The sequence below is a fragment of the Streptomyces gilvosporeus genome (assembly GCF_002082195.1).
Taxonomy (GTDB): domain Bacteria; phylum Actinomycetota; class Actinomycetes; order Streptomycetales; family Streptomycetaceae; genus Streptomyces; species Streptomyces gilvosporeus.
Genome location: NZ_CP020569.1, coordinates 5,012,622 through 5,026,590, shown reverse-complemented (window position 1 = coordinate 5,026,590; position 13,969 = coordinate 5,012,622). Strand labels below are relative to the sequence as shown.

The following is a 13,969-nucleotide window of genomic DNA, read 5'->3' as shown; positions in this document are numbered from 1 at the left end:
ATCCGATCCACGTCGATCCGATCCACGTCGATCCGATCCACGTCGATCCGATCCACGTTCGTCCCCGCGCCCCTCGCCGCCCGGTCGACGGGACCGGTCGGCGAGGGCGCCCTGCGGAAGACGATCGCCCCCTCCTCAGGGAGAACCGACCGCCTGCAACGGCACGTTGCCCGCCGCCGCGCCCCGTTCCTGCGCCCGCCGCATCCCCCGCGACGGCCACCACGTCGCCCGGCCCAGCAGCGTCAGCGCGGCCGGCAGGATCATGACGCGGATGACGAACGCGTCCAGGAGGACGGCCACCGCCAGGCTGAAGCCGATCTGCTTCATCTCGGCGAGGTGGAGCAGCATGAAGGTGGCGAAGACCGTCACCATCACCGCGGCCGCGCTGGTCACGACCTTGGCGGAGGTGACCGTGCCCTGGAGTACGGCCTGCCGGGTCGGTACGCCCGCCAGCGCGGCCTCGCGGATCCGGCTGACGACGAAGACCTGGTAGTCCATCGACAGTCCGAAGAGGATCACGAAGAGGAAGAGCGGCACCCGGGAGCCGATCGCGTTGGTCGCCGCCGGATCGAAGCCGAAGAGCGTGCTGGCCAGGCCGTGCTGGAAGAAGACGACGACCAAGCCGAACGCGGCGGCCGCCGAGAGCAGATTGAGCACCACGCCGATCAGCCCGAGGACGAGGGAGCGGAAGACCAGCGCGGTCATCACAAAGGTCAGCAGCAGCAACATGCCCACGACCAGGGGCAGTTTCTCGTCCTGGTGGGCCAGATAGTCGGTGTCGTGCGGGACGTCCCCGGTGACGGCGAACTGCGCGCCCGCCACCGTGCCGACGGTGTGCGGGAGATAGTCCTTGCGGAGCCGGTCGAGCGAGGCGAGCGCCTCGGGCGAGCTGAGCTTGTAGGGCACCGCCAGGTACAGGGTGTGGATGCGGTGGTCGGCGGAGGTCCGCAGGACCGGCCGGATCCGGTGGGCGAAGAGCGGGTCCCGTTCCGTACGCCGCTCCAACTCCCTTAGCGCGCGGGTGACTTCAGCGGACCGGTCGACCGGCGCCTGGACGACCACCTGGTGCTGGATGCGCAGTTCGGGGAAGGCCGTGGTGAGCCGGTCGTACGCCCGGAGGGCCGGGATCTCGCGGGACATGCTGTCCTTGTTGAGGACCCGCAGCTGCATGCCCAGGGCGGGCGCCGCCAGCCCCAGCATGAGCAGGACCGATACGCACAGGGTGAGCGCCGGACGCCTGCTCGCGGGGCGCAGCAGCGCGGTCCAGACGCGACCGGCCCCGGCGTGGTCCTTCGCCGCGCGGCGGGTGGCGCCCTTGGCGGCCCGGCGTTCGGCGCGGCGGGCGGCCCGGCGTTCGGCGCGCCGAACGATCACGACCAGCAGGGCGGGCAGCGCGGTCAGCGAGCTGAGCACGGCGGCCAGCACGACGATGATGGTGCAGGTGGCCAGGGACGAGAAGACGATGTCGGTGGCCAGATAGAGCGTGGCCGTGGAGACGACGACGGCGAGGCCGGAGGCGACGATCGCCCGGCCCGAGGTGGCGGCGGCCAGTTCCACCAGCGCCTCGGGGCCGATCCGGCCGCCCGAGCGGGCCCGCTCCTCGCGTTCGCGCTTGAGGTAGAAGAGCGTGTAGTCGACGCCGACGGCCATGCCCATCAGGATGATGACGTTCATGCCCACGCCGGCGTCCGGCAGCAGATGCGAGACGATCATGGACATCCCGACGGCGGCGGCGATCGAGGTCAGCGCGAGCACCAGCGGTACGGCCACCATCACGGCCGATCCGAAGACGGCCAGCAGCGTGAGCAGCGTGATCGGCAGGGTGATCGCCTCGGAGAGCGCCAGGTCGTTGTCGCGCTGGGTGTCCACGCCGACGCTGATGGACGGGCTGCCGGTCTCCTCCACCCGTAGCGCGGGATGGGCCCGCTGGGCCGCGGCGGTCTGCGCGGCGAGCGGCGCGACATACTTCTTGTCCTCCGCGTCGGTGCCCTTCATCGTGACCTCGACGCGCAGGGTGCCGCCGTCGGCCGAACGGACCGCGGGCGCCACCCGCTTGACCTCCGGCAGGGCGCGCATCCGGACGGTGATGTCACGCACGGCCGCATCGGCGGCGGCCCGGTCGAGCGGGCCCGAGCGGGCCGAGATCAGCACCTGCTCGACCGGTTCGTGGTCCAGATGCCCCTGGGCCGCCATCCTCTCGGCGCGGCCCGCCTCACCGGTGCGGTAGTCGTCGGCGGTGGCCTGGTGGGTGCCCACCGCGGTGCCCACCGCCAGCGACAGCACCACGAACGCCAGCCATACGGCCACCCCGCGCCACGGGCGCCGGGCGCTCCACGTCGCCATCCGCACCGTGACCGACCGTTTCTCCCTCACGTGCCCAGCTCCTTCGCCGGCATGGCGCGCCCCCGTTGGTACGCAGCCCCCCTCGGCACCGATGAACCACCCATGGACCACCGGTGCACATGTAAGTCAGGAGTTACATGTAAGTGGAGAATTACAGGTGTCGCGGCAAGCCGTCAACCGTAAGCTCGTAGCGAGAGGTGCCCGGCAACCTCGCTTGACAGTCCGTCCCGACATGCGAAAACCTCCGCTGACAGGCGCCCGGAACAGCGAGAATCGGCAGGAAGGGGGGCCATGAACAGCGAAGAGCTGCTGGCCCTGCTGTCCGCCGTGGGGCATGCGCAGCGGCTGCGGGTGATCGGCGAACTGGCCGACGGACGGCTCTACGTCAGCGAGCTGGCCCGCCGGCTCGGGATGTCCCGGCCGCTGCTGTACATGCATCTGGACCGGCTGGAGAAGGCCGGTCTGGTCGTGGGCCGGCTGGAGCTGTCCGAGGACGGCAAAGCACTGAAGTACTTCGAGCTGGCACCGTTCGAACTGAAGCTGAACGTGACCACCGTCCTGGCCGCCCTCAAGGAGGACGCGACCGGGGCGACGACGGCGGACGAACGACCCCAGGGGGACGCGTAGATGAACGGCAGCACCATCATCCCGATCACCATCATCCTGATCGCCTTCGCCTCGGTGGTGGCGATCGTGGTGTCGTACTTCAAGCTCCAGCGGCATCGCGCGGACGCCGCGGCGCTGGCGGAGTACCGCAAGCTCGCCGAGCAGGTCGCCGCCGGGCAGCAGGCGATGAACGAGCGGCTGACGGAACTGACCGACCGGGTCAAGGCCGTGGAGAAGCTGCTCCAGAGCGTGGGCTGATCCCCGGTCCGCGACGGGCGGGCCGGGGCACCCGGAGGATTTTCGTCCGGCGGGAGACGTTCGTCCGGTGGGAGATCTTCGTCCGGCAGGAGATTTTTCGTACCGGTCGGCAACCCGCGCCCGGGCCGGACGTCGTCAGGGGTGAGGGCGCCTTCGGGCGCCGCCCGTCGACGTCCCTGGAGCGATCGTGACATCCCCTCGCAGCCCCCGCCGTTACGCACCGTCCGGCGCCGCCGCCCTGGTGGCGGCCCTCGCGCTGACTGCCCTGTGCTCGGCGGCGGCGCACGCCGACTCCCCGGCGCCGCGCCCCACGGCCCCCGCCTCCCCCTCGCCCACCCCGAGCCACAGCACCGCCCCTTCCCCCTCACCCACCGCCCGGCCCAGCGGCCCGTCCACCCCGCGGCCGAGCCAAACGCCCGAACCGACCGCCACGCCCACGCGCCCCGCGCCCAGCCGGAGCCCCGAGACCGGCGGCGGCCCCACGCCCGGTGCGGCACCGGCCCCCCTCCACGGCCAACTGGCGCGCACCGGCGCCTCCCCCGCCACCACCTACGCCGTCGGCGGCGGCGCCGCGGCCCTGCTCGCCGCGGGCGGCGGCACCCTCTACGCGGCCCGCCGCCGGCGCGGCTGACCCCGCCGATGGAGTACGCCGCCCCGCACACCGCCCCGGTACGGTTCGCCGTACCGGGGCGGCGGCCCGCCCTGTGGCGGTGGCTGCTGCGCACCGCCCGCCCGGTGGCCGCCCGCCGCGCGGCCCCGCGCTCCGGGCCCGCCCCCGCCGCGTACGCCAAGGAGACCCCCGGCCCCCCGACGATCGGCGAGCTCTATCACGCGCACCGGCTGGCCATGGTCCGGCTGGCCATCCTGCTCGTCGACGACCGGGCCACCGCCGAGGACGTGGTCCAGGACGCCTTCGCCGCCCTGTGCAAACGCCATGGCGCACACCTCGACGAGGTCGACAACGCCCTCGCCTATCTGCGCACCTGCGTCGTCAACGCCGCCCGCTCGGTGCTGCGCCGCCGCCGTACCGCCCGCGGCTACACACCCCCGTACGAGACCGACGAACCGTCCGCCGAGGAGCGCATCGTGCTGGACGAGGAGCACCGCGAGGTGCTGGCCGCGCTCGGCGGGCTGACCCCGCGCCGTCGCGAGGTGCTCGTCCTGCGCTACTGGGGCGACCTGACGGAGGCTCAGATCGCCGAGACGCTGGGCATCAGCCGCGGCGCGGTGAAGTCGCTCGCCAGCCGGGCCCTGGACTCGCTGGAGAAGATCTTGGAGGCGCGGTCATGAACGGCCCCGGCAGTGCGCCCGAACGTCCCGTCGAGGACCGGCTGCGGCGGGCACTGGCGGCCCGCGCCGCCGGCGTCGGCCTACGGGATCTGCGGCCCGCCGAGCCGCCCGTGCCCGGATCGCGCGACGGCCGCGGCCGGTGGCTGCGCCGCGTCGGGCTCCCCCTGGCGGCGGCCGCCGCGGCCGCGGCCCTGGCGCTGGGCCTGCTGTCCCACACCTCCGAGGAGCGGCCGGTCCGCCCGGCCCCCGCGGCCCCGCCGCGCCCCGTGAACCCGTCGCCGTCCCCGCACCCGTCCCCGACCACCCCGCGGTCCGCGTCCCCGTCGGCGACCCGGTCCGCGACCCCGTCCGCGCCCCCGTCGGCGACCCGGTCCGCGACCCCGTCCCCGCCCCCGCCCGCATCCGCGTCGGCTTCCCCCTCCGGGACCGCCTCCACCGCCTCCGCCCGCCCCGGCCCCCATCGCAGCCCGACCCCGACCCCGACCGGGCCCGGCGCCACCGAGACCCACCGCCCCGCACCGCCCTCCCCCACCGCGCCGTGACCCGCCTCCGCCCGCGACCGGCAGCCACCGCACGAACATCCGCCCGCACAACGCCACCCCTACTCCCCCCTACGAGTGAATTCCCGACCGGCCGGAGAACGGCCCGATGCAGGGCCGTCCCTCATGATCACTCCTGTTTTGCGGTGATTGATCGCCTTTACGCTCCTGTGGCATGGCTGCGCCCGGTGCCGCTCGCCCGGTAGGCTTTCCGTGTGATCTTCAAGCGCATCGGAAATGGGCGGCCGTACCCCGACCACGGCCGGGAGAGCACCCGCCAGTGGGCGGACGTCGCCCCGCGCCCGGTACGCCTCGACCAGTTGGTGACCACCAAGCAGCAGCTCGACCTGGAGACGCTGCTCGCCGAGGACTCCACGTTCTACGGCGACCTCTTCGCGCACGTCGTGAAGTGGGAGGGCGACCTGTACCTGGAGGACGGGCTGCACCGCGCGGTGCGTGCCGCCCTCCAGCAGCGCCAGGTGCTGCACGCCCGGGTGCTCGAACTGGACGGCAGCGCCGAGGCGGCCGCCGCCCCCGGCCTCGACTGACCACGCCGTATCCGCCCCGCGTCAGGCCCACCCGGCCGGTATTGACCCGTTTGGGTTGCCTCGCACACCACAGGCTGATCATTTAGTAGGCACGGCCCGTCACCCGCACTACGCTGCGGGCATGAGCATGCTGACGCCCCCGGGCATGGGCGGTAAGAAGTACCGCATCACGGGCGACAGGTACCCGCGGATGCGCCGTCCCCGACACCGTCGCCGGATCGTTCTCACCCTTGTGGCCACGGCCTGCGCACTCGGTCTGGTCGGCTGGGGCTCGTTGCAGCTCATCGACGTCTTCGGGGGCGAGGCCGCGACCGCCCAGGCCGCCCCGGGCAAGAAGAAATGCTCCCCCGGGCAGGCGGAGCGGACCCGTGCCCGGGCCACCGCCCGCACCCCGCTGCCGAAGCCGGGCGCGCTGACCGTCAACGTCCTCAACGCCACCCCGCGCAGCGGCCTGGCCAAGCACACCGCCGACGAGCTCGCCAAACGCGGCTTCAAGATCGGCAAGGTGGGCAACGCCCCGGACGGCTACGACAAGAAGGTCAAGGGCACCGGGATAGTGCTGGGCGCCAAGGCCGCCGCGCAGGGCCCGCTGAAGCTGCTCGGCACCCAGCTCATGGGCGCCGAGCAGAAGACCGACGGCCGCAAGGGCGCCGATATCGACCTGATCATCGGCAGCGGCTTCAAGGACCTGACGCAGCAGAAGGACGCCGAGAAGGCCGTGGCTCAGCTGGCGCATCCCGCGCCGTCGCCGGCGCACCGCACCGGGTGCTGACACCGCCCCGCATACAGCCGGGCCCCTCACCGTTCCGCGGTGAGGGGCCCGGGTCGTTCTCCGGAAAGGTCAGCCGGCGGTGCCGTACATCCGGTCGCCCGCATCGCCCAGGCCCGGCACGATGTAGCGGTCGTCGTTCAGCCGCTCGTCGACCGCCGCGGTGACCACCGTCACGGGCGAACCGGCCAGCTCCTTCTCCATGACCGCCACGCCCTCCGGCGCGGCCAGCAGACAGATCGCGGTGACATCGTCCGCCCCGCGCTTGATCAGCTCGCGGATCGCCGCGACCAGGGTGCCGCCGGTGGCCAGCATCGGGTCGACGACGTACACCTGCCGCCCGGAGAGGTCGTCGGGCATCCGCGTCGCGTACGTCTGGGCCTCGTACGTCTCCTCGTTGCGGACCATGCCCATGAAGCCGACCTCGGCGGTGGGCAGCAGCCGGACCATGCCGTCCAGCATGCCCAGACCGGCCCGCAGAATCGGCACCACCAGGGGCCGCGGGTGCGAGAGCCGGACACCGGTGGTCGCCGTCACCGGGGTCTCGATGTCGACCTGCTCGGTGCGCACATCGCGGGTGGCCTCGTAGGCGAGCAGGGTGACCAGCTCGTCGGCGAGCCGCCGGAAGGTGGGGGAATCGGTGCGCTTGTCGCGCAGTGTGGTGAGTTTGTGCGCCACCAGCGGGTGGTCGACGACGTGGATCCGCATGCAACGACAGTAACCGAGCAACGGACCGCCGACGCCCACCGTGACGGCGCCGGGTGCCCGGCTCCGGGTTCGCTGGTGCTCTGGCCGGCGGGGCCGGGGCGCGGCAGGCTGGGGGTGCGGGGGCCATCGCGCCAGGGGGTGGCAGCGTGCCCGAGTGTTCGATGTCCGACGAGGTGTCCGGCGGCGGCCGGGACGTCGGCGCGGAGCGGGATCTGGAGGCCGAGGCGGCGCGCCGTAGGCGGCGGGCGCAGTTTTTGCGGGAGCTGCACGAGGCCAGGGAACTGCGCGAGCGGGTCCAGCCGCGCCGGGCGCGGGCGGCCAGGATGCGTCAGGTTCTGCGTATGCGCACATTCCGCTGGTAAATGCCCCGATCCGGTCGGCAGATGTGCACGTTCGGCCGATAGGCGCACACCGCGCACGCCGGTTCGCGCTGCGGCACGTGAGCGACATCTCTCACAACCTCCGCACGACGCAGCGTCGAAGACCCCGCGCGAGCGCGATGTTTCTGCCACGATTCCGGAGGGGCGGACCCGCGGCGCCACGGCGTCGCCCCGCCCGGCCCGGACGAAATGACAGGTGGGAGAGTCACGGTGTATTTCGCCGCACTGCTCGCGCGCACCGAAGACGGGTGGGAAGCGAGCGATACGGAGCTCGACAATGTGGAGGCCCTGACCGATCTGGCCGACCTGGCCCGAGAGGCCGCGGTCGACGACGACACGGTGGTGGCCTACATCGAACAGGAGGGCGCCTGGTTCGGCATCATCCGGGTGGACGGCGAGGACGACCCCCGGGTCTTTCTCTCCAACGCCGCGATGGCCGCCAGAAGCTCGTACGGAGCGATGCTGACCGACGAGCTGCTGGGCCGCGAGGACGACGACGCGGACGATCTCGACAGCCTCGACCTGGACGGCACGGAGGACGGGGAGCCGGAAACCGACGACGCAGACGACAACGACACCCTGGACGCGGTGAACGGCTCGGGAAGCCCGGTCGCCCCGCACGGACCGCTCGGCGACGCCGGGCTCCTGGCCGACCTCGGCATCAGTGAGAAGGAGCTGCTCAGCCTCGAAGGCGATGCGCTCGGCGAGATCGCCGACGTCCTGGGCTGCACGGAGCTCTTGGAGGCCGTGCGCTGAGCCGTGCGGGACCGGGCCACGGTCCCGTCCCTCGGTCACGTCCCCGACACTGGGGACATGACCGTCCCCCCATCCGCCCCGCCGTCCTCCTCCCCGCCCGACCCGCTGCGCGATCCCTGGATCGTCCCGATGCGGCGGGCGCTGGCCGAGGCCGCCCGCGCCCCCGGGACCGGTGACGTCCCGGTGGGTGCCGTGGTGCTGTCCGCCGATGGCACGGTCCTGGGCACCGGCCACAACGAACGCGAGGCCACCGGCGACCCGACGGCCCATGCCGAGATCCTGGCGCTGCGGGCCGCGGCAAGAACCGTCGGAGAGTGGCGGCTGACCGACTGCACCCTCGTCGTCACCCTCGAACCGTGCACGATGTGTGCCGGTGCGATCGTCCTCTCCCGCGTGGACCGGGTCGTCTACGGCGCCCGGGACGCGAAGGCCGGAGCGGCCGGTTCCCTGTGGGACGTCGTGCGCGACCGGCGTCTGAACCACCGCCCCGAGGTCATCACCGGTGTGCTGGAGGCCGACTGCGCCACGCTCCTCACCGCCTTCTTCCGCGACCGCTGACCCGCGGGCCGTCGGCCACCGGTAATCCGATTTCGGCACACGGCCCCCCGTGGGCTAAGCTCTCTCTCGGTAGCGTGTCCGAGCGGCCGAAGGAGCTCGCCTCGAAAGCGAGTGTGGCGCAAGTCACCGAGGGTTCAAATCCCTCCGCTACCGCTGGCAGATGAGGCGCCTGGTCCGTTGGACCGGGCGCCTCGTCGGTTTTCGTCTCGGTTTTCGCCTCTGGTTCTGTGTCAGTTGGCCGGGTTGGTCGGGTTGGCCGTTGTCCGTTCGCCTTCGCGTTCGCCTTCGCGTTCTGCCCAGCGGACGGCGGCCGGGGTGAGCAGGCCCGTCACGGCGAACAGGGCGCCCACCAGCCACCAGCCCGGCATGCCCCATTCCACGCAGAGCGTGATCAGTACGACGGGGCCGATCGCCACGCCCAGCCCGGAGCCCATGCCGAACAGGCCCTGGTACTGGCCGACCGCATGCGCGGGCGCGAGGGCGAAGGAGAGTTCGAAGCCGCCGGCGACCTGCCACAGTTCGCCGGCGGTGTGCGCGACGACGGCGGCCGCCAGCAGGGTGAGGGTGAGCCAGGCGGGCAGGCCGGGCAGGACCGACAGCAGCACACAGGCCGCGAGGAACGCGTATCCGGCGCGGCGGAAGGCGATACCGCCGGCGCGGGCGGTGTCGACGGTCCGGCTCATCCGGACCTGGAAGAGCACCACCAAAGCGGTGTTCACCAGCATCACGCCCGAGACCGACCACCGTGGCGCGGCGGTCCGGTCCACCAGCCACAGCGGTACGGCCGCGGTGAGCACGCGGTACTGCATGGCCATGATGCCGTCGAGCACCGTCAGCAGCAGATACGGACGGTCGCGCAGGGCGGTCCAGCGCGGGCCGGGCGCGGACCGTACGGGCGGTGCCGCCGGCAGGAAGAGCACCAGCGTCGCGCCGGCGGCCCAGGTGGCGGCGCTGCCCGCGATCAGCAGCAGATAGGCGCTCGGGGTGTCGGTCTGGGCCGCCCAGCCGGCCAGGAGGGCGCCGACCGAGATGCCGACATTGGCGACCGCGCGCAGATAGGCGCGGAAGGCCGCCGGGCGGTCGCCGCCGTAGCGCTGGATGAGCGGCCCTCGTGCGGCGGGTCCGGAGGTCTGGGCGACGGCGGCCAGCGAGGCACAGAGCAGGAACGACCAGAAGGACCGCGCCAGGCAGAGTCCGGCCATGGCGACCGCGCCGAGCGCCAGGGTCCCCGCGTAGACGCCGCGGGCGCCGCGCCGGTCGGCCAGATGGCCTACGGGGACGCCGGCGGCCAGGGCCACGGCGCCGGCGACGCTGAGCCCGATGCCGACCTGGGCGGCGGGCAGCCGAACGGACCGGGTGAAGTAGAGGACGCCCGCCGTCAGATAGATGCCCCAGCCGAGCATGTTGACCAGGACGGAGAGCGCCATCAGACGGCGGGGGCGGCCGTCGGGGAGGAGGGCGGGGAGGCGGGCGGGCAATTAGCGGTACCTCGCCAACGGCAGCTCGAATGCGGCCTCCATGTCGGAGAGCAGTTGGCGGCCGCGGGCGAGGGCGCCGTCGGGGGTTGCCGCGTGCAGACAGAAATGGCCGAGGGCGCTGAAGTTGCCGGTGATTTCGGGGAGTTGCTGTCCGTTACGGACGCCGAGGCCATGGCGGAGGGGACGGTAGATCTCCCTGAGGCGTGCCACCCGGCGCTCGATATCGGGTGGGGCCACGCCGCCCGTCACGCTGCCGAAGACGACCACGATTCCGGCGCGTCCGAAAGGCGGGGCGGGCGCCTCGCAGGGCTCGCCGAGGTGTTCGCGGATGAGGATGTCGAAGGGGTCGACCTGGGTGACGTGCTCGTAGATGGTGGGGGACGAGCCGCCCATCATCCGGGAGTTGATCTCGACCAGGGCCGGGCCGTCCTTGGTCATGATGAATTCGACGTGATAGACGCCGACGGTGAGCCGGAGTTCGCGGAAGATCTCCCGCATATAGCGCTCGGCCTCGGCGGCCTGTTCCTGCGGCAGGTCCGCGGGCATCAGGGCTGCCACCTCGATCAGTTCGTTGTGGACGGCACGCTTGCGGCGGGTGAGCATCAAAAGGCGGGGATCGCCGCCGTTGGCCGCGATCTCGGCGGAATACAGCTCGCCTTCCAGATAGGTCTCCATCAGCAGATCGGTGCCGAGGAAGGCGTCGAGGGCCGTACTCCGCAGGAGGCGGGAGGCGTGCAGGCCGTCGAAATAGGCGGTGAGGTCGGCGGGCGAGCGGATGATGCCGGCCGCTTCCTTGGCCACGCCGCGACTGGGCTTGATGACCAGCGGATAGCCCAATTCGGCGGCGGCCGCTCGGGCTTGGTCGGCGGTGGTCACCGTGCGATGGCGCGGAGAGCGGATATGGGCCGCATGCAGCCGCTCGCGGCATACGTCCTTGCGGGCCGCCTGGGCGAGATGGCGTACGGGGGTGCCCCTGATACCGAGGGATTCGGCGGCCCGTGCGGTGGGGAGTACCGCCATTTCCGAGGTCGTCAGGAGTGCGTCGACGGGGTGGCGGGTGTGCAGCTGCCGGAGCTGGGATTCCAGGTCCGTTTCGAGGGCATCGAGGGCGATGACCTGGTCCACGGGTTTCAGGGCCTCGGCGATGCGTTCCTCGGGCGTCGAGGTCTCCTGGAGCATGGAGATATCGCGGGGGCGGACGAAGGTGACACGGTGGCCGAGTTGTTTGGCGCGGGCGAGGGCCGGGAGATAGGCGGGGCCGCTGTCGACGAAGACGACATGTGCCATGGTCAGCCCCGGGGGAGCTTCTCGAAGGAGGTCACCGGGGTGGCCCGAGCGGCCGGGGTGTTCCGTTCGGCGGCGAGTTCTTCGCAGATCCGGAGGTATTCCTGGAGGAGGGCGAGGCCCTTTCGGGTCTGCTCCTCGGGCAGCAGGGTGAGGGGTTTGCGCAGCTGTCCGGCCGGCAGTCCGGCCGCGTTCATCAGGGACTTGAGGCCGATGGGGCTGCGGACGCCGTACAGGAAATCCATCAGCGGTATGAGCCGGGAGTGCAGCTCACGGAATGCGGCCATGCCCCGGAAGTCATCCCAGGGCCGGGAGAGTGCGGCCAGTTCGCGGGGCAGCAGATTTCCCGTGGCATTGGCGATGCCCTGCGCGCCGCGGGAGAGGGCGGGGGTGAGGATGTCCTGGTCCGGGCTGTCGTCGGCCAGGAAGCAGACCTTGGGATGAGCGGCGAGCAGGGCGCCGATCTGGCCGGTGCGCGGGGAGCCTTCCTTGTGCAGGACGATTTTGGGGTGTTCGAGGATCGTCAGCAGGGTGGCCGTGTCCAGGTCGGTCATGAGCCGCGCGGGATTGTTGAAGGTGCCGATCGGAATCGGGCTGGCGTCCGCGATGTCCAGGAAATAGCGGGCCGCCTGTTTCTGGTCGGGGCCCATGTTGGCGGGGACGGTGAGAATGGCCCCGTCGGCGCCGTGGTCGGCGGCGATGCGTACCCGTTCGAGGGCATGGCCCGTGTAGGTGCCGGTACAGCCGATGAAGTACGGGATCTTCCGGTCGGCGCCGAGCACGGTCTCGGTGAAGGCGGCGAAATCGCGGTCGTCGAGAGTGGCTCCCTCACCGGCGACGCCCAGGAAGAAAAGACCGGCCGTTCCGTGGTGTTCCTGCCGGGCTATCAGCTCGAACAGCGCCCCGTAGTCGATGCTGCCGTCGTGCTGGAAAGGGGTCACCTGGGCCACGAGGGATCCGGTGAATCGGCGTGCGGCGTCGAAGGGGTCGTGGGTCATGGCGGTATGCCTTTCCTGGGTGCGGTGGGGGTCGGCCGGCTGCGGTGCGCGGGTCACAGGCAGGCGTCGACCACCTCACCCAGCCGGCTCGCCATCTCCTCGATTTCCGTCGCATCGGCGATGAACGGCGGCGCGAGCAGCACATGGTTTCCCCGCTGCCCGTCGACGGTTCCGTATCCGGGATAGAGCAGTACGCCGCGCTCCAGCCCCGTCCGTTTCATCGCGGCGGCCAGCTTTGCGCCGCCGTTCAGCGGGGAGTGGCCGTCCTCGGGATCGACGAATTCGACGCCGAGGAACAGCCCGCGTCCCCGGATATCACCGACCGCCGCATTTCCGGCGAAGCGCTTGGCGAGCGCGGCGCGCAGCTGTTCGCCCCGTTGCCGTACGTTCTCCAGCAGATTGTCGTCGTCGAGGGTCCGCTGGACTTCCAGGGCCACCGCGCAGGCGAAGGGGTGGTTGACGTGGGTCTGGCCGTTTTGCAGTACACCGGAACCGTCGCCCAGCGCGCGGAGAATCTGTGAGGAGACGAGGACGGCGGATATCGGGGCGTATCCGGCGGCCAGTCCCTTTCCGACGGCGGCGATGTCCGGGGTGACGTCGTCCTCGAGATAGGCGAAATGCCGGCCGGTCCGGCCGAGACCGGCCATGACCTCGTCGAGAATCAGCAGGACTCCATGGCGTCGGCAGACCTCCTTGATCCGGCGCAGATATCCGGGGACCGCCGGTACCGCGCCATTGGTCGAGCCGACCACTGTCTCCGCCGTGAAGGCGGCGACCTTTTCCGGGCCCACGGCGCGGATCGTGGCGTCGAGTTCGGCGGCCAGCCGCTCGGCGTAGTCCTCGGTGGACTCGGTGGGCAGCCGGTCGCGGTAGGCGTAACACGGCGAGACGAACTCGGCCGGGCCGAGCAGCGGTTCGAAGACCGATCGGCGCTGGATATTTCCCGATATGGCGAGCATGGCCATGGTGCTGCCGTGATAGCTCTGCCGCCGCGAGATCACCAGCCGGCGTTCCGGATCGCGGCGCTCCGCGTGGTATTGGTAGGCGATTTTCAGGGCCAGTTCCATCGCCTCGGATCCACCGGAGAGGAATTGCGCATGCGTCAGGCCCCCGGAACGGCCGGCCAGCAGCGCGGCGAGTTCCTCGGCGGCCGGTGTGGTGAACGCCCCGGCGTGGGCCCAGGCCAGATCGTGGGCGGCGCGCTCCACCGCCTCGACGATCCTGGGGTGGCGATGGCCCAGGCTGGAGACGCCGACACCGCCGCAGGTGTCCAGATAACGTGCGCCGTCGCGGTCCTCCAGCCATACGCCGTGGCCGCCGCCCGCCCAGACCGGCTGCTGGTCGATGGTTTTGTAGATGACGCTGCTCGCCGCCATGCGGAGCGTTCCTTTCTGATGGTGGGGGGAATTCCGGGGCTGATCCCGGGGCTGGTCCGGGTCTGGTTCCGGGTCTGA

At 71.6% G+C, this 13,969-nt stretch carries 16 protein-coding genes and 1 tRNA gene; 11 read left to right on the top strand and 6 right to left on the bottom strand.

The window, feature by feature from the left end:
• Window positions 1-135 precede the first annotated feature (135 nt).
• A complete protein-coding gene (locus tag B1H19_RS22380; RefSeq protein ID WP_083109799.1) occupies window positions 136-2,343 on the bottom strand; it encodes an MMPL family transporter in 2,208 nt (735 codons plus the stop codon).
• Window positions 2,344-2,634: 291 nt separating this feature from the next.
• On the opposite strand from B1H19_RS22380, the gene B1H19_RS22375 reads away from it, so the two are divergent.
• The 7 genes from B1H19_RS22375 (at window position 2,635) to B1H19_RS22345 (ending at window position 6,356) form a co-directional block, all read left to right on the top strand.
• Window positions 2,635-2,970 carry an ArsR/SmtB family transcription factor gene (locus B1H19_RS22375; protein ID WP_083106585.1) on the top strand — a complete coding sequence of 112 codons (336 nt, stop codon included), beginning with the start codon at window positions 2,635-2,637 and terminating at the stop codon, window positions 2,968-2,970.
• Window positions 2,971-3,207, top strand: coding sequence for a hypothetical protein (locus B1H19_RS22370; protein ID WP_083106584.1), 237 nt, complete (start codon window positions 2,971-2,973; stop codon window positions 3,205-3,207).
• 187 nt (window positions 3,208-3,394) lie between these two features.
• Window positions 3,395-3,838 (top strand): LAETG motif-containing sortase-dependent surface protein, encoded by a 444-nt coding sequence (locus B1H19_RS38060; protein ID WP_107426107.1) that lies wholly within the window; start codon window positions 3,395-3,397, stop codon window positions 3,836-3,838.
• Window positions 3,839-3,846: 8 nt separating this feature from the next.
• Window positions 3,847-4,497: an RNA polymerase sigma factor gene (locus B1H19_RS22360; RefSeq protein ID WP_083106582.1), complete on the top strand. Its 651-nt coding sequence runs from the start codon at window positions 3,847-3,849 to the stop codon at window positions 4,495-4,497.
• Window positions 4,494-5,039 carry a hypothetical protein gene (locus B1H19_RS38780; protein ID WP_083106581.1) on the top strand — a complete coding sequence of 182 codons (546 nt, stop codon included), beginning with the start codon at window positions 4,494-4,496 and terminating at the stop codon, window positions 5,037-5,039. Before B1H19_RS22360 ends, B1H19_RS38780 begins: the two co-directional genes overlap by 4 nt.
• Before the next feature lie 212 nt (window positions 5,040-5,251).
• Window positions 5,252-5,584, top strand: coding sequence for a type II toxin-antitoxin system VapB family antitoxin (locus B1H19_RS22350; RefSeq protein WP_083106580.1), 333 nt, complete (start codon window positions 5,252-5,254; stop codon window positions 5,582-5,584).
• Window positions 5,585-5,705: 121 nt separating this feature from the next.
• A complete protein-coding gene (locus B1H19_RS22345; protein WP_083106579.1) occupies window positions 5,706-6,356 on the top strand; it encodes a LytR C-terminal domain-containing protein in 651 nt (216 codons plus the stop codon).
• Window positions 6,357-6,425: 69 nt separating this feature from the next.
• On the opposite strand, the gene upp is transcribed toward B1H19_RS22345, so the two are convergent.
• Complete coding sequence (gene upp / locus B1H19_RS22340) at window positions 6,426-7,061, bottom strand: uracil phosphoribosyltransferase (RefSeq protein WP_083106578.1); 636 nt, start codon at window positions 7,059-7,061, stop codon at window positions 6,426-6,428.
• A 161-nt stretch (window positions 7,062-7,222) separates the two neighbouring features.
• On the opposite strand from upp, the gene B1H19_RS22335 reads away from it, so the two are divergent.
• The 4 genes from B1H19_RS22335 (at window position 7,223) to B1H19_RS22320 (ending at window position 8,908) form a co-directional block, all read left to right on the top strand.
• Window positions 7,223-7,423 carry a hypothetical protein gene (locus B1H19_RS22335; protein WP_083106577.1) on the top strand — a complete coding sequence of 67 codons (201 nt, stop codon included), beginning with the start codon at window positions 7,223-7,225 and terminating at the stop codon, window positions 7,421-7,423.
• Between the two features lie 228 nt (window positions 7,424-7,651).
• Window positions 7,652-8,197: a tRNA adenosine deaminase-associated protein gene (locus tag B1H19_RS22330; protein ID WP_083106576.1), complete on the top strand. Its 546-nt coding sequence runs from the start codon at window positions 7,652-7,654 to the stop codon at window positions 8,195-8,197.
• 129 nt (window positions 8,198-8,326) lie between these two features.
• Complete coding sequence (gene tadA / locus B1H19_RS22325) at window positions 8,327-8,755, top strand: tRNA adenosine(34) deaminase TadA (protein ID WP_418361519.1); 429 nt, start codon at window positions 8,327-8,329, stop codon at window positions 8,753-8,755.
• 68 nt (window positions 8,756-8,823) lie between these two features.
• A tRNA-Ser gene (locus B1H19_RS22320) sits at window positions 8,824-8,908 on the top strand.
• 77 nt (window positions 8,909-8,985) lie between these two features.
• On the opposite strand, the gene B1H19_RS22315 is transcribed toward B1H19_RS22320, so the two are convergent.
• From B1H19_RS22315 to B1H19_RS22300, 4 genes are read right to left on the bottom strand one after another with little or no spacing between them, the layout of a single operon-like run.
• Window positions 8,986-10,233, bottom strand: a complete 1,248-nt coding sequence (locus B1H19_RS22315; RefSeq protein WP_237289462.1) for an MFS transporter — start codon at window positions 10,231-10,233, stop codon at window positions 8,986-8,988.
• On the bottom strand, window positions 10,234-11,520 hold the full coding sequence (locus B1H19_RS22310) for an ATP-grasp domain-containing protein (RefSeq protein ID WP_083106575.1): 1,287 nt from the start codon (window positions 11,518-11,520) through the stop codon (window positions 10,234-10,236).
• A gap of 2 nt (window positions 11,521-11,522) precedes the next feature.
• The gene (locus B1H19_RS22305) at window positions 11,523-12,515 is read right to left on the bottom strand and encodes a dihydrodipicolinate synthase family protein (protein ID WP_083106574.1); all 993 of its coding nucleotides are present in this window, start codon (window positions 12,513-12,515) and stop codon (window positions 11,523-11,525) included.
• 53 nt (window positions 12,516-12,568) lie between these two features.
• Complete coding sequence (locus B1H19_RS22300; protein ID WP_083106573.1) at window positions 12,569-13,891, bottom strand: aspartate aminotransferase family protein; 1,323 nt, start codon at window positions 13,889-13,891, stop codon at window positions 12,569-12,571.
• Window positions 13,892-13,969 lie beyond the last annotated feature (78 nt).

Excerpts from the sequence above, each read along its gene's own strand:
- B1H19_RS22375 (WP_083106585.1), top strand. The coding sequence starts at position 2,635 with ATGAACAGCGAAGAGCTGCTGGCCCTGCTGTCCGCCGTGGGGCATGCG.
- B1H19_RS22305 (WP_083106574.1), bottom strand. The coding sequence starts at position 12,515 with ATGACCCACGACCCCTTCGACGCCGCACGCCGATTCACCGGATCCCTC.
- B1H19_RS22310 (WP_083106575.1), bottom strand. The coding sequence starts at position 11,520 with ATGGCACATGTCGTCTTCGTCGACAGCGGCCCCGCCTATCTCCCGGCC.
- B1H19_RS22360 (WP_083106582.1), top strand. The coding sequence starts at position 3,847 with ATGGAGTACGCCGCCCCGCACACCGCCCCGGTACGGTTCGCCGTACCG.
- upp (WP_083106578.1), bottom strand. The coding sequence starts at position 7,061 with ATGCGGATCCACGTCGTCGACCACCCGCTGGTGGCGCACAAACTCACC.
- B1H19_RS22345 (WP_083106579.1), top strand. The coding sequence starts at position 5,706 with ATGAGCATGCTGACGCCCCCGGGCATGGGCGGTAAGAAGTACCGCATC.
- B1H19_RS22370 (WP_083106584.1), top strand. The coding sequence starts at position 2,971 with ATGAACGGCAGCACCATCATCCCGATCACCATCATCCTGATCGCCTTC.
- B1H19_RS22335 (WP_083106577.1), top strand. The coding sequence starts at position 7,223 with ATGTCCGACGAGGTGTCCGGCGGCGGCCGGGACGTCGGCGCGGAGCGG.
- B1H19_RS22380 (WP_083109799.1), bottom strand. The coding sequence starts at position 2,343 with ATGGCGACGTGGAGCGCCCGGCGCCCGTGGCGCGGGGTGGCCGTATGG.
- B1H19_RS22300 (WP_083106573.1), bottom strand. The coding sequence starts at position 13,891 with ATGGCGGCGAGCAGCGTCATCTACAAAACCATCGACCAGCAGCCGGTC.
- B1H19_RS38780 (WP_083106581.1), top strand. The coding sequence starts at position 4,494 with ATGAACGGCCCCGGCAGTGCGCCCGAACGTCCCGTCGAGGACCGGCTG.
- tadA (WP_418361519.1), top strand. The coding sequence starts at position 8,327 with ATGCGGCGGGCGCTGGCCGAGGCCGCCCGCGCCCCCGGGACCGGTGAC.